This is a genomic window from Glutamicibacter sp. NPDC087661, from assembly GCF_044743275.1.
Taxonomy (GTDB): Bacteria; Actinomycetota; Actinomycetes; order Actinomycetales; family Micrococcaceae; genus Glutamicibacter.
This window is the reverse complement of sequence record NZ_JBIUWE010000003.1, coordinates 313436-334700: the sequence shown is the minus strand read 5'-3', so window position 1 is coordinate 334700 and position 21265 is coordinate 313436. Positions and strand designations below refer to the sequence as shown.

Annotated in this window: 16 protein-coding genes and 1 pseudogene; 12 read left to right on the top strand and 5 right to left on the bottom strand. The window is 57.6% G+C overall.

Features of this window, described 5'->3' with window-relative positions; all coding sequences use genetic code 11:
• Nucleotides 1–197: 197 nt before the first annotated feature.
• Nucleotides 198–874, bottom strand: a pseudogene (locus ACIOTN_RS10800) (transposase); the annotation flags it as partial.
• Between the two features lie 429 nt (nucleotides 875–1303).
• On the opposite strand from ACIOTN_RS10800, the gene ACIOTN_RS10795 reads away from it, so the two are divergent.
• On the top strand, nucleotides 1304–4876 hold the full coding sequence (locus tag ACIOTN_RS10795) for an NACHT domain-containing protein (protein WP_402735335.1): 3573 nt from the start codon (nucleotides 1304–1306) through the stop codon (nucleotides 4874–4876).
• Nucleotides 4877–5133: 257 nt separating this feature from the next.
• Here ACIOTN_RS10795 and ACIOTN_RS10790 read toward each other — a convergent pair whose 3' ends face one another.
• A complete protein-coding gene (locus ACIOTN_RS10790; protein WP_402735383.1) occupies nucleotides 5134–5265 on the bottom strand; it encodes a Txe/YoeB family addiction module toxin in 132 nt (43 codons plus the stop codon).
• A gap of 174 nt (nucleotides 5266–5439) precedes the next feature.
• Nucleotides 5440–6408: a GGDEF domain-containing protein gene (locus ACIOTN_RS10785; RefSeq protein WP_402735334.1), complete on the bottom strand. Its 969-nt coding sequence runs from the start codon at nucleotides 6406–6408 to the stop codon at nucleotides 5440–5442.
• A gap of 421 nt (nucleotides 6409–6829) precedes the next feature.
• Between ACIOTN_RS10785 and ACIOTN_RS10780 the strand changes: the two genes are divergently transcribed.
• The 3 genes from ACIOTN_RS10780 (at nucleotide 6830) to ACIOTN_RS10770 (ending at nucleotide 9318) form a co-directional block, all read left to right on the top strand.
• A complete protein-coding gene (locus tag ACIOTN_RS10780; protein ID WP_402735333.1) occupies nucleotides 6830–7456 on the top strand; it encodes a helicase associated domain-containing protein in 627 nt (208 codons plus the stop codon).
• Nucleotides 7457–7948: 492 nt separating this feature from the next.
• A complete protein-coding gene (locus tag ACIOTN_RS10775) occupies nucleotides 7949–8578 on the top strand; it encodes a hypothetical protein (RefSeq protein ID WP_402735332.1) in 630 nt (209 codons plus the stop codon).
• Nucleotides 8579–8583: 5 nt separating this feature from the next.
• Nucleotides 8584–9318, top strand: a complete 735-nt coding sequence (locus ACIOTN_RS10770; protein WP_402735331.1) for a hypothetical protein — start codon at nucleotides 8584–8586, stop codon at nucleotides 9316–9318.
• Here the strand turns inward: ACIOTN_RS10770 and ACIOTN_RS10765 are convergent.
• Both ACIOTN_RS10765 and ACIOTN_RS10760 read right to left on the bottom strand, forming a co-directional pair.
• Complete coding sequence (locus ACIOTN_RS10765) at nucleotides 9302–10504, bottom strand: M23 family metallopeptidase (protein ID WP_402735330.1); 1203 nt, start codon at nucleotides 10502–10504, stop codon at nucleotides 9302–9304. The two genes, ACIOTN_RS10770 and ACIOTN_RS10765, sit on opposite strands and share 17 nt — an antisense overlap.
• Nucleotides 10501–11019, bottom strand: a complete 519-nt coding sequence (locus ACIOTN_RS10760; protein WP_402735329.1) for a hypothetical protein — start codon at nucleotides 11017–11019, stop codon at nucleotides 10501–10503. The genes ACIOTN_RS10765 and ACIOTN_RS10760 overlap by 4 nt, the downstream gene beginning before the upstream one ends.
• 89 nt (nucleotides 11020–11108) lie before the next feature.
• On the opposite strand from ACIOTN_RS10760, the gene ACIOTN_RS10755 reads away from it, so the two are divergent.
• The 8 genes from ACIOTN_RS10755 to ACIOTN_RS10720 all read left to right on the top strand — a co-directional run bounded on the left by ACIOTN_RS10755 (nucleotide 11109) and on the right by ACIOTN_RS10720 (nucleotide 21233).
• The gene (locus ACIOTN_RS10755; RefSeq protein ID WP_402735328.1) at nucleotides 11109–12413 is read left to right on the top strand and encodes a ParA family protein; all 1305 of its coding nucleotides are present in this window, start codon (nucleotides 11109–11111) and stop codon (nucleotides 12411–12413) included.
• 3 nt (nucleotides 12414–12416) lie between these two features.
• Nucleotides 12417–12764, top strand: a complete 348-nt coding sequence (locus ACIOTN_RS10750; protein ID WP_402735327.1) for a hypothetical protein — start codon at nucleotides 12417–12419, stop codon at nucleotides 12762–12764.
• The gene (locus ACIOTN_RS10745) at nucleotides 12764–13519 is read left to right on the top strand and encodes a hypothetical protein (RefSeq protein WP_402735326.1); all 756 of its coding nucleotides are present in this window, start codon (nucleotides 12764–12766) and stop codon (nucleotides 13517–13519) included. The genes ACIOTN_RS10750 and ACIOTN_RS10745 overlap by 1 nt, the downstream gene beginning before the upstream one ends.
• A complete protein-coding gene (locus ACIOTN_RS10740) occupies nucleotides 13516–15600 on the top strand; it encodes a hypothetical protein (RefSeq protein ID WP_402735325.1) in 2085 nt (694 codons plus the stop codon). Before ACIOTN_RS10745 ends, ACIOTN_RS10740 begins: the two co-directional genes overlap by 4 nt.
• Before the next feature lie 9 nt (nucleotides 15601–15609).
• A complete protein-coding gene (locus ACIOTN_RS10735; RefSeq protein WP_402735324.1) occupies nucleotides 15610–17232 on the top strand; it encodes a hypothetical protein in 1623 nt (540 codons plus the stop codon).
• 233 nt (nucleotides 17233–17465) lie between these two features.
• Complete coding sequence (locus ACIOTN_RS10730; RefSeq protein ID WP_402735323.1) at nucleotides 17466–18863, top strand: ATP/GTP-binding protein; 1398 nt, start codon at nucleotides 17466–17468, stop codon at nucleotides 18861–18863.
• Nucleotides 18838–20598: a type IV secretory system conjugative DNA transfer family protein gene (locus ACIOTN_RS10725; protein WP_402735322.1), complete on the top strand. Its 1761-nt coding sequence runs from the start codon at nucleotides 18838–18840 to the stop codon at nucleotides 20596–20598. The genes ACIOTN_RS10730 and ACIOTN_RS10725 overlap by 26 nt, the downstream gene beginning before the upstream one ends.
• A complete protein-coding gene (locus ACIOTN_RS10720; RefSeq protein ID WP_402735321.1) occupies nucleotides 20595–21233 on the top strand; it encodes a hypothetical protein in 639 nt (212 codons plus the stop codon). The genes ACIOTN_RS10725 and ACIOTN_RS10720 overlap by 4 nt, the downstream gene beginning before the upstream one ends.
• The last annotated feature ends 32 nt before the right edge of the window (nucleotides 21234–21265 follow it).

Sequence of the window (21265 nt, the reverse complement as noted above, 5' to 3'; positions counted from 1 at the left end):
TCTGTTAACTCATCGATGATGCGATCCGATTCGATATAGGTTCCAGTGCTTATCCGCTAACCGGCCCAAATCAGTGTTCAAAACGTGTCTTTCACAACGCGAAATCGACTATAAAAACAACATTGACGTGGTTACGATGGACGGCTTTACCGGACCTGTTTCGTGACATGTTTCGAGAACTGAAAAGAAATATGGTCGTTGACCCGGTCCGGCAGGTGATAGGTGTCAACACCTGGGATCGTGGTCACCGGGGTGAACCTCCTGGGGCTGATCCCTTCAATGCCTTGGCGCAGCATTGAGGCGGCCACGGTCTTGGGATCCGCTGGGGATCCTTCGCGGGCCAGCTGGGCAGCCACCCGCGGTGCCCCGTAGGTCTGGTGCGAGTCTTCGAAGACCTTGGCGACTTTCTTGTCTCGTTCCCGCTGCGCGAGAGCCCTCGGAGACGGCCCCGTGGTGTGGCGGTGCCGCCAGGCGTAGTAACCGCATGTGGAAACCTGAAGCAATGCCGCCATCCGTGTCAGGGCGAAGTCATCCTTCAACGCGTGCATCAGTTCGAACCGTTCGGCCGATGTTGCTTCGACGCGAAGAAGGACGCTGCTTTTCCCAGGAAGCGGTTGTCTTCCCGCAGCTCGAAGACTTCCTTGCGCAAGCGCTTGAGTTCTTCGCGTTCGGACTCATCCAGCGCTCCAGTCGGCTCACCGTCCAAGCCTCAGCTGGAGCGTTCCTTCTTCACCCAGGTGCCCAGCGTTTGCTCGCCGAGGTTCAGCTCCTTGGCGACCGCGCTGATGCTGCGTCCGGTATCGATGACCAGGCCGGCGGCTTCCCTGCGGTATTCCTCGGTGAAGGACCTGCGTTGCTTTTTCATGTTCCTCATTAGTGGCATCCTCTCAAAAACTGGGATCGGTTGATCCCGCTTATTCGGGTGTCCACTAATTCAGGCTAACCCCAGAACCCGAACCCGAACCCGAACCAGTTTTTCGGACCTCAACGCCTCCCCAAGAGTCTCGAACACTGGCGCGTCTCCGCCCCGTCAGGGGCCGAGCAACCGCACCAACGGCCGCCGGCTCCCCTCGACTAAGGCTTGAATCCTGGTGCTTAGCCCTCTACTGAACCTGCACCAGTTATATACCGACTGCTTCATTGGCAGAAGACATAAGCTCAGTTCCGCACCCAATGTACGACGAAGCCGTTCAAACCGATATCGTATTCGAGGAGCTGGTGATACAAAAGCCCACGTATGGTTGGGATGGCCTGTGGATCACAAAATCGCCTCCAACTGAAATCGCTACCGACAGGAATCCCAATGGCAAACCGAACAGCCACGAAGCAGACAGCCGGTCCCGGCGCCATCGGTGGAGCCACAGGGGATTCGGGCGTCGAGTACCGGCGCGGAGTTGCCGCCTACGCCGTCGCCTGTGGTCTATCTGGGCGTCCTTTGAATGGCTTTGGGGTACCCGCTCTAGACGCTCAAGTGCGTGCGGTTGCATTGGAGACAGAGGACCCGCTGGATGACCTTCGAGTTGAATTTGCCTCGGGTTGGAAGGTGCTCGTCCAGGCCAAGCGCACTCTCTGCAAAGGGGCAGCCTTCGAAAAAGCCGTGGCGCAATGGGTAGAAGCTGCAAAAGGTCAGTTGGACCCTGGCCGGGACCGCCTGATGCTTGTGGGTAGAGAGGTGAAAGGTGCGGTAAAAACCTTGTCAATGCTTCTGAAACAAGCTAAGAACGGTATACCTGCCGTTCAAACCAAAAAAGAAGCTGAGTCTTGGGAGTATCTCAAAGAACTCCTGAGGGACCTCACAGAAGATCAGTCTGTCAGACTCTTCAAATGTGCGGTCATTCTGGAGCTGAAGGTTGAGGAGATTGATGACACGCATTCTCTCCTTGGCATTGAATACCTGACAAATGTTGTCGCAAGCCGAAGCACGGATGAAGCCAAGAGTGCATGGAGCGCTTTGGTTGCTGAATCCGGACGTCTAGCTCGCCAGCGCAGCGGAGACTATATGGACGGTTGGCTGGAAGCGTTGCGCACGGCGGGTATTGCTCTTAGCCACGTGGGCAATACTCCGTCCGCAGAAATTGTGAGGCTCAATCACGCGATAGATCTCTACAAGAAAAGGATCATCGATGCAGGAACCCACATTTCGCTACACGGACTGGCGGCGGATTTGCCGCCAATTCCCTACGATGAAGTTGACGCCAAGGTATTAGTTGCGCATGGGGATGATGGCGCGGACGTCGGCTATGAACTTATCTGGGCATTTCTGCGACGCGGACGGCTCATACTCACTGGTCTGCCGGGCAGCGGCAAGTCGACAGCTTTGAAGCATCTGGCCGCTCAACTCGTTAACCTCCCAGGGGGTCCGCTCCCAATCTGTGTTGCTCTTCGCGACGTGGATGCACTACCGAAATCCGATAGCTTCCGAGAACGTGTTCTGTCGGCAGCAGTGGTCGGTCTTTCGGAGGCCGATAAATCCTTGGTGAAGGCAGATCTCGACCGACGACTTGACGGTGGAAATGTGGCCATCTTATTCGACTCCCTTGATGAGACTTATGACAGAAGACATGAAGTTGTACGCCAACTGGACGAATTCATGGATGATGTTTCCGAAGACGTCGATGCATTGCTGTCGACGCGTGAAATTGCTTATAGCTCTGCGACAGTGCTTGAGTGGCCTTCTCTCCCATTGCGCGCGCCTGACCAAATCGAACAGACCATCGAAACACTTCTCCGTCGCAAGTTTGCCCGTCGCACTCATGAATCGACGAGCGATGAAAACTCAGAATGGATCAGCGAGCGAATGGCATGGGTGATGTCAGCACTGCGAGACGATTCGACTCTGCGCGAGACACCGCTCGTCCCTGTTCTCCTAACGTTGCTGGCCGCAGAAAAGAACATCGATGTGCTTCCAAAAGGACGAGCCCATGTACTCCATGCGGTAGTTCAGAACGTCCTCGATCGGTATGAAATAAAGAAACGCGAAGGGATCCCTGTCGGATCCTTGAACGGAACACAGGTCACTACAGGAGTATTGAGAGCCTTTGCATGTGAATCCTCCGCCATTCTTGACAATAATGGCGAAGCTGGGCGCTTGGAGGTACTGACCCTAATTGCCTCGGATCTAAAAGATTATTGGGGTTGGAGCCAAGGCCTTGCCGACTCCACCGCACGCGACATCGTGCATTTCTTGGACGAAAGCGGAATTTTCGTGATTAGCGGTGAAGACGAGATCATCGCACCACGAGTCACGCTGCTTGCAGAGGTCGGAGATGCCGTTAGTACCAAAATTATGTCTCCGGCCGATGTTGAGAGATGGGTCAATAAAAGGATCGCCAGCAACCAGCTCGAACCCGTTGTACTTGCCGCTGCCCTCCATCCACCGGTAGCAAAGCAGTTCTTTGATCTGGCCGCAAAGAGTGGAGAGCCCCTCTTGCTCAAGGCCGCCGTTCAGGCGAAGCATGAAGGCGCTCCCATGCAAGAGATTGAACTTCGAGACCTCTGCCATGCGCTTATCGAAAATCTTAGGTCTGGGACTCGGGAGGGGTGGGACAGTTTAGTTCAGCTCTTGCGCCTAGCCGTACCAATTGACCTACACGCAGACGTTGAAAACGCTTCAAACATCTATGGGGAATCGAGAGTGAAATTAGCTCGGGCTCAGCTCCAATTGCGTTATTTTCCAGAAAACGAACTTGTGAGAGCCCCCGAAGCCTTGATGGACATAATTGCTATCAAAGATCTTCCTGACCTTATTGGTGCGGATTCCGATAATTCCCGCGATTCCTTACTAAATCTTCTATCGACGAATCCTCTAAAAGACGTCCAGCTACAGGTGGCTCGAATACTGCTTGGAAAAGTCCCAGAGGTCACTCCACTGGTCATGCAACTGGCTGCAGAAGACCGTGGCAGGGGAGCGACAAGGGGTTTTAAAAAAGCCTTGATGGAAGCAGGTCTAGCCGCAGAAGCAGACGAGCTGCCGGAAGAGCCATTGATCCAACCATCACCATTATTTGACGGAATAATCAATTGCGACTATCGATCCTTCTTGCAGCGAATTGCTGATCGTCCATCCACAGAGTTGAATTATCAGCAACGAGCGAGAGTTTCGGAACTGGCTGACCTATTAGAAACGCTCGCCATGAACGAAGGGGGGAGCCACCATCTCGTGGAAGATCCGGAACTCTCCATAAGGACCGTCGGTCTGATTGAATCGCTCTACAATTTCGATCCCCAGGTCATTGCTGCTCAGGCGGCATTAACCATACAGCGTATGGACTCTGCCAATTCTGATGAGCCATACTGGGCGCTTTTCGATCTTGCGAAGGCTCGGACCGTATTCGCTTGGGATGATGTCCAAGACACTAAAGAAGCAGTTTCCATCCTTGGAGAACTTCTGGCTTTCGGCCGTAGTCACAGGCTACTTGCTTGCCGAGTACTCTTGGAGGCTCCCCCGGAGCTCTCCGTGCCCAAACTTCGCGAAGTTCTATTAAAAATCAATTCGCCCGATGCCCAAAGACTGGTTTCACGTATGGTGGCAGGGCTGGGAAACGGGCCTGAACCTGAGTCTTGGTTGAGTGACCCCAATCCAGTATTGCGTGTAGTTGCTGCCGAATACTGCGAATTGGCGGGGGACAATACATTGAGTCCTCAGCACACCCTACTTTTATCTGATTCCGACGGGTTCGTGCGCGCTGCGGCGCTGGAACAAGCTATTAAGCTCAACCCCAAAGATCTGGAAGGCGTGCTTCAAAGCTTCCATGAACAGATGGAAGTTGGGTGGATGTGCTTTTCCTGCCGAACCATCAATCCGCCAAGATCGAGAAGTTGCATTCGCAAAAAGAAATGTTTCGGCACCGCCCCGAAATTCCGGATGAAAGTCTAATACCAGCTAAGTCGAGGCTCCTTCGCTCACTAAGGTGGGATACAGGGCTTCTTTGTCGTTTTTTCGAAGTCTACTGCACTGAGTTTCTCAGGTTGTGGGGTCAGTGTGCCTATCAAAGAGGTACGTTACCCGAAACTTCACTATGTGCGGTGGGAGCAAATAAAGTCTTTACTACTTTACATAACGTACATTATCGGCGAAAGGATTCCCCCCAAAGAAACGGTTGCAGAGGTAGATAAGATCAGCAAAATAGCATGTCAGTAATGATATTTCGCTTGAAGAATGGTCACTGCTCGGTCATCAGCGATATATACCAGCCGGTTGACATCATCGATACGTCGCGACCATGCACCAGCCAATGCGTGTTTCAGCGGTTCCGGTTTCCCGATACCTTAGAAAGGATCGTCGCGCAGCACGTCCTCGATCAGCAGGTTGATGCGCTTGAGCGTCGGCTAAAGAACCGGTAGTGCCTTGGTGAATACAGCTTTCGATCCCGAGATCTTCCTGGCAAGAGCGCATTTAGATGGATATAGTTCTCTAGAGGCCGTTGCAAGGACAGTCTGTTAGCTGTTTTTCCTGGCACGAAGGCGACTCTGATATTTCTGCTGATACATTAAAGCATCAGCCGCGGCAATACACTGATCAATGTTGGTACTACCTGGCTGAGCTGAATAGAATCCCATGGATGCAGGAATCCCTGCCTCTTCCAAGGACTCTTTGAATACTGCGAAATAAGCGCCTGTCTGGGATGGAGCTACTCCGTTGGCCAAAATCATGAACTCATCACCCCCATATCGAGCGACGCGGCAGGACTCAGTGCTTTTACCTCTCAGGATCTCACCAGTGCGCTGCAACAATAAATCTCCAGCTGCATGACCTTGGCTGTCATTGACCTGTTTAAGCCCATTGAGGTCTATCACAGCAACCGAGACGGAATCGCCAAAAGCGTCGAGGCGTTCTTGCGCATCACCGGTGATCTTATCCCAGCCGCGTCGGTTCAACAGACCAGTCAAAGCATCTGTTTGCGCCAAGGCATCGGATAGCTCACTATTTCTCCGTTCTCTATCAGCTACTCTTGCTAACTTCAATTGGGCAGATAGAAGTGAACTGATGAGGGCAACGAGTTCTTCATCTATTTTCTCTCCTTCAGTGAGCGGATCGGTGCGCACCCCGCACAGGACACCAAACATCTCATCCCGGTCATCATTGATGGTGTACCCGGCATAGGCCCCCACCTCGGCTGAAAAACGCATACACGAATAGTCAGGATCTTCCTGCGTATTTTCCACAATATGAGCAGCACCATTGGCCATTCGACTGCATAAAGATTCCTCCCACTCAACACGTTGACCAGTTTTGAGTAACTGATCCGGCTGCACGTGCAAGTGGACCTGCTCTCCATCGATTACGCGAGAAACTGACCAATCCGTCAGAGGAGTATGCATTTTAAGGTAAGAAATAGCCTGTTCAGCCGAATCGGTGAATATCTGAGCACCGTTAAATACCTGTGCATCTTTCGCAATGCGTGTCATCTTAGGCTTTAACCTCCATGCAGCTCAGGCGATAATGCCCTCAGAGCACAATTCGAAATTAATCAAACTTAAATTCTCAACGAGAATAGCGATCCTGTGTGAAACCATTTCCTGCTAAACAGAATAACAACCATCAGGTGCTGAATTGATGTATGTCCTCTCTAAATCCCACCAGAATCGTTTGGGTATTTAACGAATGATCGAGCATTCATTGAGACAAGCACCGGCATAGTTTCAAAACTTTGGTAAGTATCGCTAGCCTGTATTCGCTTTTAGCGGTGGTTACGGCACCTACTAGGACCGGTGCCCCCCTACCGGAGACAAGCACGCCGGGACCGGTATGCAAAAGCCTGGACTGCAATACCCCGCCAAATCCCAAGAATCCGTCCTCAGCGCTCGTCGCGTACGGTATCTTAAGGCCATGACCAGCTGGAACATCTCAAGGCACCCCGAATGGGACCAGCTGCTGCTCGCCGGTATCACCGTGCGGGAAATCGCCGAACTATGCCACCGCGGTCCCGCCACCATCCACTACCACCTGCGACGACGCGAGCATTATGAACCCGGTTTTCGCGCCAAGCACGAAGCTGCAGTGGCCTCACGCGGCAAAGCCCGGCCCTCCAGCATGTGGCGGCGACGGGCAAATGAACTGACAGCATTCCATGCTGAGTACAAAAGGGTTCCCCGCACCACCGGGGACCGCGCCGAGCGTTCCTTGCACGCCTGGCTTGCTGTTCAACGCAAAAACCTCCAGGCCGGCCAGTTGCCCGCCGCTAAAATCGTGCTTTTGCAAGACGTTCTCAACTGGCATATCGACCCGCGGCAATTCGAACTCGATGAGCGATGGCAGGCCCGGTTTGAGGCTCTTGTTCAGTACGTTGCAGAGCACGGTCACTTCCCACATTACCGGACCTACGCATCCGAGAAGGAACGATCCTTGGGTGTCTGGCTGCATAACCAGCACCAGTCTCGATCGGAGAAGAAGCTGGCGGCATGGCGGTGCGACGCTCTGGAAGAAGCTTTTCCGGGCTGGTCCAGCCAAGCTTGACCAACAACAGAAGACGAGGACCTGCCGCACAATTGTGACAGGCCCCTACGAGTGGTCTGAACGGCGACTGCTACCGCCCCCCCAAGACGGCAGGCCAACGATTCCGATAGGCGTCCCCACGCCCGGAATCAACTGCAAAACCTACTCATTATCGTACGTGCCCTACCGACAACCCTCCGCTTTTGTTCGGCTATCGCGAGTACGCCTTCGTTAAGCATCCGCCGGCCGGCACGTTCGCCTGCCATAGCAGAGTCTTGGGCGCCGGTTTTCTGGTTGTTCGGTGTTTTGTGGCCAAATTGTGTCTTGTCCCCGCCTCTAAACTGGGATTACAGACGCGTCAGACAGGATAAATTGAGACACGTTGGCAAAGCACCGAGCCTCAGGGCGCGGTGTGAGCATGTTGATGTGGTGAGAGTGAATGAGCGGTAAGTGAAGCTAGGGCGCGATGAAGTTCAAGCGTGGCTGGATGAGGTTTCTCCAGGCACCGGTTCCGTGCGTCTTGCCGCCGTCGCTGACCTGCCGAGGTTGCGGGTCAAGCAACAGCTCGCTCGAGGCAACGTCGCCCCGGCGACAATCGCTGCCATCTCCCGCGGCCTGGATTTGGATCCTCTCACCCAGCTCACCGGCTTCGAAGCCTTCTCAGATCTTGTTCCTTCGTCGCCTGCTGTCGGTGAGATGCCAGGTTTCATTTCATCGCCAGGGTTGTTTCGCGCCAGTGCTGAACGCCTGGAAAACCAGCCAGTGACCGAAACCCAACTCGGGCCTGAAAGCTACGATCTGGCGGCGTTATATTGGTTCAACCTTGCCAACGACGGGGCGTTGCGCTCCAGGATTGCTGATGAGTTGGGCGTTAATCAGCCGACGCTATGGAAGATGCTGCGCACCAGGTTGCGTGAGGATGTGGCGCTGGCTGTGTGCGAGCATGCTGGGTGGCCGGGCGTGTCGGCTCTAGTGATCTCTGAAGTCCTCACCGGCAAAGAAGCTGGCTGGGCGAAAGAATGCCGTGCGACTTGGGCTAATTCGGCGCCAGTCGGCCATTTGCTCAGTTGCACTGAGCAACGTTTGCAGCAAGTGGCAAAGCAGGAACGCGACCGCGAGAGCTTCGACCGTCATCTAGGATGAATGATGTGGCGGTTTCGAGCTGGGTGTCTGCAATCCTTGCCACCAGTTTCCTCGCAGCCCTCATCGCCCGCCTTCCTCGCCTGATCCAAGGGGTCGGTAATCTCTGGCTGTGGCTCACCCATCTGGGCATGGCCCTCATCTTATCTTTAGCTGTTGATCCGGTCTACGAATTTGTTGATTCCTGGGCGGGATCCCAAAATTTCACGAACCTCGTATCCCATATTGGTATTGCGCTGGTGTTCTTCTGCGGCGGCATACAGATCTCCCATGGCATCAACCGCCCCGAGATCGCCAACAAGATCCTGAAACTCTCTACTGTCGCGTTGCCGGCCTCGGCCGCCCTGATGGGTGTCCTGTTCGTGCTCAGTGGCAGCTCCTACTCTGACGTTGGCTTGAATGCGTTCAGGCATAACCCGTTGGTGGTCTTATATAAGCTCGCGCTTTACATCTACCCGGCGATTGTTTCCTCATTCCTAGTAGCCCCGCTGATGCGGGCAGCTACCGAATCAGTATCAAGGATTCCGTACTACTCCAAGAAGCTCATGGGGTTCGGGTTCGGCCTGGTCATCGCCGCTCCGCTGGGGCATCTTGCCGAGCTGGCGAACCGGCAACTGGGCTGGATCACGGATCTGTTCATCTATCCTGCGATTCTCAGTGTCCTGGCAGGCATGACACTGGGCTTGGTCGATGCGATGCTGTGCCGGAGGCGGCAACGGCGCGACTTTATCCAGGCATCGTGACTCCTTGCTGCTCGATTAGTTCCATCGGGTTGGTGATTAGCCCGTCTTTCCATACTTCGAAGTGCAGATGGAATCCGGTGGAGTTGCCGTTGGTACCCACCTGGGCGATCTGCTCCCCAGCTTCGACTTCGTCGCCGACGTGCGCGATCAGATCATCCGGGAACATGTGAACATACAAGGTCGTGATCTGGGCGCCGTCGTGCATGCCGTGGTCGATTTCGATTTGGCAGGGCGAGCGTCCGACGACGAGGTCATCGCAGCTGGCGCGGATGACTTGCCCGGCGGCCGCCGCGTAAATCGGGGTATCTTCCGGGGCGGCGAAGTCTTCGCCGGCGTGCGGGTAGGGGCCGCGGGATTCGCCGTAGTTGTGCCAGATCTTCGTCAACGTCTCCAAGGGGAAGGCCCAGCCTGATTCATTGTTCGGAGTGTTTTTCGTTTTCGGGTTGCGGCTCTCAGCCACGTCATCACACGAGACATAGGCTTCGTCTTGGTCGGCATCAGTGACTTCGGCGCCTTGCAACGCCGCATAGATCAGCTCTGCATCATCCCTGCGTTGCGCGTAGTTATCAGGCAGGCCGGAGGCTTGGACAGCTTCGGCGGCTTGCTCGTAGGGCAGCTCATCCCACCCGTCGATGTTCTGGAGGCGGTCGAAGAAGGTCGCAGCCGCGGTGGCGGGGTTCATGATCTGTCCGACAGTGCCCCAGCCGGCGCTGGGCCGTTGCTGGAAGGTGCCCATGGCGTCCCAGGCGTGCCCGACGCCTTCATGCAGTTCATCCAAGGAAGCCACGGCCACCTCTTTAGCTTGTTCCCAGTCGGTTTTGGTCATGATGCGGGTGCCTTCCGGGTACTCCCAACTCCCGTCGTTGGCCAGAATGGTCAGGCTGCTTTCCTGGATGGAGGTCATCAGTCCGATGATCGCCGCGCGTTGGGGCAAGCCGGCGTTGCTGGCTTCGTTGATGATGATCGCGGCGTTGGCCAGTTGCTTCTCGGTGTAGTTGCCGACTGGGGTGGTGGGCAGGTTGGTGACGCTAATGTTTTTTCCGATGCTGCTGTTCGGGCTGCAGTCCATAGTCCGGGGATCCGCAGCGTCTCTTGGCCCGAGGATGGTCAGAGAGAGGAAAATGCCGCCAAAGAAGACCAGCAGGATAATGGCGAGGATTTTGATGAGTCTGAAGCGTCGCATCATTTGGTGCTGGTGATCTTTTCGACGACCCATTGCCCGTCGGCACGACTCAGCAGGAAGTCCAGGGAGCCGGTGTTGGTGTTCACGGTGACGGTGGCGATCGCCGAGGACCGTCCTTTGACCGGTTCCTCGGTGCTGGTGACTGTGGTGGCGGTGATGTTCAGGTTCGAGACGTTCTGGAAGGTGTGTTGCGCATCGGCAGAAAGATAGGGCCGCAGTCCGGTGAACCATTGGGACTGGTTCAGTTCGGGGCGGGCGTAGACTGTCGCGGCGTTGGTGGCCACGTCACTGGCTTCTTGGGCGATCCGGGGGCTCCATTCTTCGATGGCTGATTGTTCCGGGGAGGCGTGGATGTCGTGCATGATCCCGTTCTCCTCCCCCGGCGTGCCTTCTGGTTCGGTCGGTGTGCAACCCGCCAGCAGCGCACTGGCTAAGGCCAGAACGAGCCCTGTCGTGGCGGCACGGCGGCGAGAGTGTTCCCTAGTGTGGCGCGTGGTGCGGTGCATTCCCTGGTTCATGGCAACCCCCTTGAGTATTTTTTTATATTGAAGCTTATATTTTCAATACTAATTGATACTATGGGTTTGATGAACGAAAGGGGATGTGCATGAGCGGGGATTGGCCAGGCGAAGAACGCCGCCGCATGAAAACAGACCTTCTGGTGAAACCAACACCCACCGAACAGGGCACCAGCAAAGCAACCACCCAACAACCAGCCAGCGACGGACCAGCCCCTGGCTCGAGCACTGCCAGCCCAAGCGCTGCGGGACAAGATCCTGCTGACGCTCCTGGGAATCCGGATTCCGCACAGGCATCCCCGGCATCCGGGACGACTCAGGGATCAGGAACACTACTGGATTCAGGGACACCGCTCGTCTCAGGAACACCGCTGGTCTCAGGATCGCTCAGCAGTGCGATCACCGGCTCCGACGCCCTGGAAACACCGTTGCCAGCCGAAGAAGGATGGCAGAAGAAGATCCGGACTTGGACTGGCGGGCTGATCGCCCCGAAACCAGGACCCCAAGAACTGACACGCCGGGCCACGCTCGCCTCAATCCGCCGGGTCTACCCGCGGCCGGTCACCGTGACCATCGCCCAACCTGCCGGTGGAGCAGGGAAAACTTCTCTCACCGTCGCACTGGCCTCCACCATCGGCAACACCTCGGATCACAACGTGCTGGCCATGGACAACAACGAAACCATGGGCACCCTCGGGGTCCGCACCCGTTCCAACGGGTCGAACATGACCATCATCGACCTGCTCGATGCCCTCGAGCAGCTCAAAAGCGAACGGACCCGCAGCGGCGATGTCCAGTACTACACCCGCCCACAAGGAGACAACCGCTTCAGCGTACTGGCCTCCGATGAGGATCCAGACCGGATGCAAATGCTCACCCGCCCCACCTTCAACGAACTGCTCGAAGTCGTCCAGCGCTTCTGGAACATCGTCGTACTGGACACCGGCAACAACACCCGCGCCGAAAACTGGCTCGCCGGCATCGACGCCACCGACCAGCTCGTCTTCCCCGTCGAGCTCAACGACAAATCCGTCGTCTCTGTCCTGCGCACCGTCGAACAATTGCAGGCAATGTCCCAAGTCACCGGAAACCAGCACTATGCCAGCCTGTGTGAGCATGCGGTCCTGGTCATCACCCCAGGATCCCACCGTCGGGCCGTGGCCGCGGAGCGCCGCAAAGAACTGCGCCAGATGCTCGAACAAGCCCTCGGCGAGACCGCAACATTCCTAGCCGTCCCCTATGAACCGGCCCTGGACACGAACGGGCTGATCGACTGGCAGCTAGCCACTGACGAGTCAGTGCGCGCCTTCGAGAAAGTCGCCGCTGCCGTCAGCGCCGGACTCTTCCGCTCAGCCTCCAACGACACGACCCCCCGAAACACCAAGGAGAACTAACCCGTGTTCGCACCAGTACACACCGCGCCCAGCATCGTCGCGGAACAAAAAGAATCCACGACCGTGAAAAACCCGTTCGAGGGCGTCTCCCCCGACATCTCGCCTTTGGGCGATGGATTCGACAGCGCACTGGGCATCATCCTCGGCGTCATCTGGGGCGTCGTGCTGATCTATGTGGCCGTGAAGCTGCTGACCAGTCTTGGCAAGTTCGCCGGTGCGAAAAAGCAAGGCCACTACGAAGAGCTCGGTGAGCATACCGATGAGATGAAACGCCGTGGCATTGCCCTGGTCGCGGTTGCCGCGTTCGGTGTCATCATCGGTGCGGTCCTGAAATTGGCGGGGATGCTCTAATGACCAGCCGTCGGAGAATTATTGTCCTCATCGTCGCTGTGGTGGCCATAGCCCTCGTCGTGGTAGCCAGCGTCCTCATGTCCCAAGATCAGGATCAACCCGATTCTTCGGCGGCCACCACCCCCACCACACCAGCCAAAGCCAGCGAGTACGGGTTCCCAATCTCCAGCATCCGCCTCGCTGAAGGCGGAACCAAGACCGCACCCGACGGCAAAACCCCTATCGGATACACGGCTTCGTGTGAAGACGCCGTCCGCGCTGCAGTGAACTATGTGGCGGCCGATTCCTACTCCCCTGAAAACTGGAAGAACCAGAAGGCAACGCTTCAGCAGATCACCACTTCGGGCGAGTACAACACGAAGTACATCAACGCCACAGCCTCACTGGTCTCCGATAATTCAGCTTCAGCAGAAAGCAGCCTGATCTCTCCGGCGATCTACAAGGTCGAGAACTGCGAACCAGGAAAATCAGCAAACATCGCCGTGGCACTCGAGATCGACGATCCAGGGCTCGAGCTGGATGGGAAAACTATCGGCCCCTCGATCGAATACCGCACTCAGAACCAAGCTTTGGTGTGGGAAGGCAATGATTGGAAGCTCGATCTCTCGCCGACGCCCGTCCGTGCAGAATCTCAATTGATCATTGCTGACGGCGAGAAAGCTCCAGAATCGCCGAACGATCTGCTGAACCAAATTTTCGTGGACTCCCAAGGCAATCCGCTAAGCCGTGATGGTTGGATGGAGCTTGCACGATGAGGCGGTTGCTCACCGCCATCTTCGCTGCCTTGCTCACCCTAGGTCTAGCAGTCCCGGCCCAAGCCACCGGAACAGATGAAAATGTCTCAGAAGTTCTGAGCCAAGACCAGGCCAAGAGGTACGAGAACTTATCGGATGACGATAAGAACACCTTGCTGCATGATATCATCACGGAGATCGGCGCCGATGAATGCAGCAATTTCACGTACTACCGCAAGATGGAATCTTTCCTCAACTTCGATGCCCGCAACTGCGAAGAACAGACGCGCGATGCGTTGCACGCCATGTATCCGGACCCTGACGCGCTGATCATCAAGCAGGAACCAGCCATGGATTTGTGCGAGGCCCTGAGTTCCACGGGTGCGGGACAGCAAAGCGTTACTTTCTGCATCAGGAAACAAGCGAATGATTTCCTTATGGGGTGGGCTTCAGGCACTCTGAGAAATTGGATGGGCCAAAGCGAGATCGGCCGATCGGTTCTGAACGCCATGGATGCCATCGGCAACACCATCGACTTCGTTGCCGACCCCAAAAGCGGACTCGAAGAAGTCGCCAACAGCAGCAAAATAGAGTCCATCGCACTCACCTCAAAAGTCCTCGAAGAGCTCACCTCCACCACCGAATTCGACGCCTCCAGCCCAGAGTTCAAAGACCGTTGGGCGCTCTACGCAGGCATCGGCGTCGTCGGGCTCTCCATCATGCTGCTCACCTTATTCAAGCACCACAGCAACGGAGAGATCAGCGACGACGACTTCAGCAACTCCCTGCTCTACTACCTCCCGGTCAGCCTCTTCCTGGTGATCTACGGTCCGTGGGCCATGAACGAAATACAGCAGCGCATCGCCCCACTGACCTCCGGGGCCACTAACTGGTCCGCGGAAATGATCAGTAATTTCATCACCGTGATCTCCCGCTTCGCTTCCTTGGAATCCAGCAGCTGGTTCGGCCCGCTGGCGGCGATCATCTTCTTCGGGATGCTGTTCATCGGCTCGATCGCCCTGATGATTTACTTCCTGCTCATCCCGATCTTCCAGCAGCTCATGGGACTGGCCATCGCCGCCCTGATCGGCATGCTCATCTCGCCGAAAACCCGCCGCTACGTACTGAAGATCGCTTCTACCCTCGCCACCCTGCTGATCCTCAAGCCCGTGGTCTTCCTCGTCATGGGCGCCGTCTTCGGGGTCCTGGCCTCGCAGACCGCGTTCAAGGAAGGCACCGACGATGTGCTGGTCAATGTGGGCAACCTCGGAGCGACCGCATTCATCATGCTGCTGATCGTTCTTTCCCCCGCAGCGATCTTCCGGTGGATGCCCATCATCCAAAGCCGTGAAGCGAACTTCGGCGGGATCTCCCCTGAAATTTCTGCTGGTGTCGGCGCTGCGGCAGGTGGCATGGCCGGCTCACTCGCCGGTGCCGGCGCAGGAGCCGTGCGTCGCGCGATCTCCTCACGCCGCGGCAATGCTTCCAGCACACCTTCGCCTGCCCCCCGGGCCGGTAACGGTACATCGGGCGGCGGTACTGCAGCAGGTGCTGGAGCAGCAAGTACCGGTGCTGCCAGCCAGGGATCTTCAGCTGCGCGTGGCGGTGAGGATGGTTCAGCCCCACCTTCAGGGGCCGGCGCGTCCGGCGGCCCGGATGCTGGCCAGCCGCAGGGTTCTTCTGGTGGCCAGTCGTCGCCTGGCAGCCCTGGGCAGGGTACTCCGACCGAGGTCATGGAACGGCCAACCAGCCCCCGAACAGGCAGCACAGGAAATGCCAGTGGTTCCAGCGGCGCGGGTGCTCCAAGGACAACGGGTTCCTCAGGCCGCAATCCTGAAGGTGGCTCTGCTGGAGAACCGACCTTCGACAGTGCCGGTATTGGCACTTCTGGCCAGGCTGCTGGTGCTTCCGGCCGGCAAACCCAGCCCGCAGGCCCTAACTCTCCAACCAATGCCACCTCTAGCAAGGCGTATCGGCCGTTGCACACCGGCAAGGTCGGGATGCTCGCCAACGCCCGCTACGCCATGTCCAACGCGGCAGCCCAAGCCCGCATCGCCCAACAGGACTCCGACCCCGATACCTGGGATTCGTTTAAGGACTGATCAACCCTCATGACTCGTCACGTTGCCCTCGGCGGTGAGTTCAAGTCCCGCGGACTGCTCTCAGGCCGTTCCCTGCCCGAAAAGCTCCTCCTCTTCATTGGTCTCGCGCTCTCCGCGTTCCTGGTCATGTTGGGATCGTTCAGCTTCTTCTTCCTCGTCGCGGCGCTCTTCGTGGCCGTGGCCAGCATCCTGACTACGATGCCCACCGCCATCAATGAAGGCCGCAGCCTGGCAGCCATTTATGCCGAACGGGCCTACCGGATCTGGCAGAAAACCACCGGCACCGATGTCTTCGATCCCGTCCACGAACAGATCGCCGCAGAGCGCCTGAGAACCTACCAGCACGCCACCCAAAATAAGCAGAGAACACAGAACAAACAGAAAACTTCGAACCAGCCGAAAACTGCCCGCCCCAAAGGGTTCGCAGTGCGCAGGGCCCAACGCCGCAAAGCCACCGACCAGCCGGCCCCGTTGATGATCGGGAAGATGAGCGCCACCGAAGTCCCCTTCAACACCCGCGAACGCCTCACCGTGTTCAGGCATGCGAACACCAGCCCGGTGTTCTATACCGCGATCTTCGAAGTGCGCGGCAGCACCGGCGGTGTCGTGGAAGAAGACATCGAAGACATCCCGTTCATCGGATTCGGCAAAGTCCTCGCCCGGGCAGCGCGGCGCACCAGCGCCATCTCCCACATCCAAAGCTTCACCCGCTCCGTCCCCTTGGACATCACCGACCACATTTCCTGGCTCTCTGACTACGTCCACCCCCAAGCCCATGACCACCTGGTCCGCTCCTACCAAGAGCTATGCCTGGATGTGGAGCAGAAGGCCGAACAGCACCGCTCCTACTGGGTGCTGCGCTTCGACAACCTCGCCGCACTGCAGCGCGCCATCACCGCCCAAACCCCTGGCCCGCGGGCGGTGCATGACGCGATCGTCAGCGAAGCCCACGCCCTGATGTCCCAAGCAGTCACCCATAAAGCGATCCGCAGTTTCCGGCCGGTGAACTCCAACATGGCCGCAGCACTCCTCTCCCACCTACAAGACCCGTACGAGGTCAGCATCGACGACCCAGACCAAAACCTCAGTTCGGTCTGGCAGCGTCTGGACGCCACAAAAACGTCCAAAGCAGTACTGGTGAACAACCATGCCTACACACGAGTGGCTTACATTCCCCGCCATGGGTTCATGGCCGGCTCCGCCCTTCCCGTCCAATCCATGCGGCAGCTGGTCAACGGGATCGTGCCCGCAGTGATCCATTCGGTGTCGTGGGTCAACGAAGTTGTCGATGCCCGCACCGCCCGTGCCCAAGCGGTCTCTGATCGCACCAGTGACAAGGCCAAGCGCAAATCCGATGCAGAGAAAGGCAAAGTCAGCGACGGCACCGAACACGTCATGTCCAGCTCCTCGGACCAGCGCGGCGCCGACCTCATGCCCGGCAGCGGGCATCACGGAGTGAAATGGGGTGCGTACCTGAGCTTCACTGTGCAGTCCGAAGAAGAACTGCTGGCTGTGTCCACACAGATTGAATCGGTGGCCACTGATTGCGGGATCGAGCGGCTGATCTGGCTCGATGACCGCCACCATATGGCGTTGGCTGCCGTGATGCCGCTAGGACGAGGGATCCGTTAATCATGAAATATTTCAAGAAAACCGGCACCACCACCAACCCCGCAGACGCCAGCACATCTGGGAAGACCGCATCCGGTCCCACCTCCCCTGCCAGCACAGTCGCCGGCCAAGGAGACACGAAGAAACATTCGAGGAAGGACCGGAGGGCCGCTAAGCAAGCCAGGAAACTAGCTCGAACACAAACGAGCAAACTAGCAAGCAATCAAAATGGCTACACCCAGGCACCCGCGGACATGTTCCGCCCGGACGTGTCCTGGGACGCTGGCCGCCGTTCCCGCACCGGATCCGCCTACGGCCTCTACGACCCGGCACCTGAAGGCGGAATCAGCACCACCCGGCAAACAGAGATCAGCAACCTCGCCGTCCCCTGGTCTCCCACCTCCTACAAAGGCCTACTCTTCGGCTTGGACCTGGAATCAGGGTGGGGTGTCATGCACGACCCGATCTTCGCCTACCCGAACACCGTGAACAACGCCAACGTCATTCTCATCGGCGACCTCGGCTCCGCCAAAAGCTCCGGCGGCAAAACCTGGGGCTGCCTGCGCCCGCTGATCTTGAACCGCAACGTCATCGTCGTCGACAAGAAACCCTCGGACTCCAACCCGGAAGAAGGCGAATACGCAGCCCTGTCCCGATTCTTCGGGCGCGAGCCGATCACCTTCAAAATCGGTGGAGGCGGCGCCTGCCTGAACATCTTCGACCCGGCCATCTCCCCTGAAGTCGAAGACACCCGAACCAACGGCTCCGAAGCCCCACCAAGCCAAGCTCAGCTATTGCGCGCGGTTGCCACCGAAGTCCTCGGCCGGCCTGTCTCCTCCCGCGAAGGCAAAGCCATGCGCACTGCCCACCACCGCGTGCTGAAAGAAACCCGCGCTGCTGGCCGTACCCCCACCATCGGCTTGGTCATCGCCCGCATGCTCGACCCCTCCCCGATTGACTGCGAGGAACTGCAGATCGAACGGACAGTCTTGCGCGAATGGGGGTACGATCTGGCATTCGAACTGGAACGGTTCGTCGATGAAGACCTCTCCGGCCTAATCGACGGCGAAACCTCAGAAAACGTCGTGTTGGCTGACGGGTTGACCGTCTTCGATGTCTCCCAGTTGCCAGAGACCGGGCCGGCGTTGGCGATCATCATGACCGTGATCAACACGTGGATGACCAACCGGCTCTTCCGGGCCAAGAACCGGCGCCAAACCCACTTCATCGTCGAAGAAGCCTGGCACGTCGTCCAAACCTCCGTCGCCAAAGTCATCCGCCGCAACCAGAAAGTCTCCCGCGCCATCGGCCTGTCGAACTGGTTCATGTTCCACCACGTCTCAGACATCCCGCCCGGCACCGAAGCTGAGGCGATCATCAAGGAATGCGACACCGTTTTGGTGTATCAGCAGAAGAAAGCCCCGGATGCGCGGGCTGCAGTGGAAATGTTCGACCTGCCCGCTTCCAGTTATGGCACGATCCTGAACTTGGCGACTGGCACGTGCCTGATGAAGATCGGCAACGAAGCTCCGTTCGAGGTCAAGCACCTGCGCAGCGACGTGGAGAAAATCCTCACCGACACCGATAAGGCCCTCACCGCCCAGAAAATGAACGAGGTGATCACCGATGAGCTCGAACCCCACGCAGCGTAACCGCGAAATCCCCGCCTGGCTGATCATCGCCGCCCTCGCCGGGCTGGCCTTGGTGGCGTTGAACTGGGGCGAACGACTCACCCCCACCGGCACCGGGATCTCGTGGAACCCCATGGAACTGGTCCAAGCCGCCATCGACAAGAACCTCGCCTGGCCGACCGCGTCCTGGTTCATCCTCGGCGGCTTCGCAGCCCTACTGATCGTGGCATATGTGCTGTTCACCGAAATCTGGGGAAGCTCGCGGGACGAGGCTGAGAAATTCACCCCACAAGGGGCCGCGATTACGTCAATGATGGGCTTCACCTCCGCCTGGCGCAAAGCCCGCCAAATCTATGGGGCGCAGGTCACGAAGAAGACCGCCGAAGCATTCATCGCCCTGGCCGTCTATGCCAATGCGTCGAAGAAAACCCCGCTGTATATCCAACTGGAAGACAGCATGTGGGTCTACGCCCCAGCCCGCGGCGGCAAAACCTCCAGCATCGTCATCCCCATGATCCTCAACGCCCCAGGCCCCGTCCTAGCCACCTCCACGAAACCCGATGTGGTCGCCTGGACCGCCATTGCCCGGGAAAAACAAGGGCACGTATTTGTGTGCGACTGGGAAAACATCACCGGCTGGCCGACCAGGGTGAACTGGACACCCATTTACGGGTGCGAAGACGAAGACGAAGCCCTCGAGCGCGGCAAAGCCTGGGCGAACGCCGCCCCGATGGAAGGCACCAAAAACGGGTCATGGTTCAGCGCCAAAGCCGGCACCGTCCTCGGCCGGCTCCTGCACGCCGCCGCACTGGAAGACTGCACCATGGATGACCTGCTCATGTGGATCTTCGACTCCCACAACCCCGAACCCATCACCATCCTCGAAGACCACCACAAATCCAGGGCCTTCATCCAACCCCTGCGTGAGCGCACCGAATCACGGGCCGGCGAAACCGAAGACTCCATCAAAGCCACCCTCCTCTCCCTAGCCGAACCCTTGGTCACCGAGAAAGTGCTCTCGCAATTCCGATTCCGCAAGGAGGAAGCCTTCGACATCAACACGTTCCTTGAAGGGCCGAACACCCTGCACATCGTGGTTGACGGGGAAAAATCCCCGCTGGGGACTTTGAGCACGATGTTCGCTGACCAGGTCTATCGGGCAGCTCGCCGCAAATCCAGCCAGTTCGCCTCCGGCCGGCTCTGGCCTGTCTTCCGCATGGTCCTGGACGAAGCACCAAACGTTGCCGCATTCAGCAACATGAGCGAACTGATCACTGATACCGGCGGACGGGGCATCCAAGTGATCGGCATCAGCCAATCCTTCATCCAGAACGAAGCACGCTGGGGCAAGGAAGAAGCGAAAACCATCGAATCCAACGCGAGCTTGAAGCTGATATTCCCCGGCATCAACAGCGAAGACCTGAAGACCTACGCCAACGACATGGGCGTCCGAAATAAGGCACGCATCAGCCATTCTTCTAGCAAGAGTGGAGGCTCGAGGACCACTAGTTCCGAGGAGAAAGCGATCGTGCGCGCTGAAGAGCTCAAGCATCTGCGCTTCGGGCAGGCCACCGCGGTGTATCGGAATCTGCCGCCGCATGTGGTGCATACCGAGATGGTGTGGCAGCGCAAAGACCACCAGGAGCTGAATGAGATGAAGGAGCAGACGTTGCGCAGGTGCGGCAAGATCTTCCACGAACCCACCCAAACCCTGGCAGGTAGCGATCCGGCAGAAACCCTTGGCGGTGCGCGATGAGCGATACGCAACCCACCGATGATGTCCTCGAGCTGATCGTTCCGCTGGTTGAGCCGCTGATCGAACGGCAAGAAAAAGTCGAGCAAGGCCTCGCCGCACAAGAAACAGTTCTTGTGGAACTCACGAACCAGCTGGAACGACTCACCAACATAAGACCCGAACAAGAGGTAGCACCTTGGAACCTCTATACGGCCAACCCGAAGCAAATCTCGGAGCTGCTCACTGAGATCAACCAGTGGCTGCCCTGGATGAACGCAACCTACGGAGCCGGGCAAAGCACGAACATGATCCCCACCTGCTGGTTCCTCCACCCGAACGTCGTCGCGCACGTGGTCGGGTTATATACGTCGTGGACGGCGGCGAACTACGGGTCCGAGACTCCGAATAGTGATCTGGTGTATTGGAACCTGCGCTGCCTGCCCGACGTCCTGGATATCGTGAACGCGCCAGCAGATAAGGGAGGGATGGCCGGCTGCCGACGTGAGCACCGCACACCTGAGCGAATGGATCCAGTCCCCGAAGCTCTCCAGGATGACTTCGCACAGTGGCTCGCCGAAGCGTATCCCCTGGAAAAGCCAGATGATTCAAAGGAACCCGACCTAGAACCTGGCCCCGTCGGGGAGCCACAGCAGTAAAACGATCATCCCAGAAGTTAGGGGCGAGACCC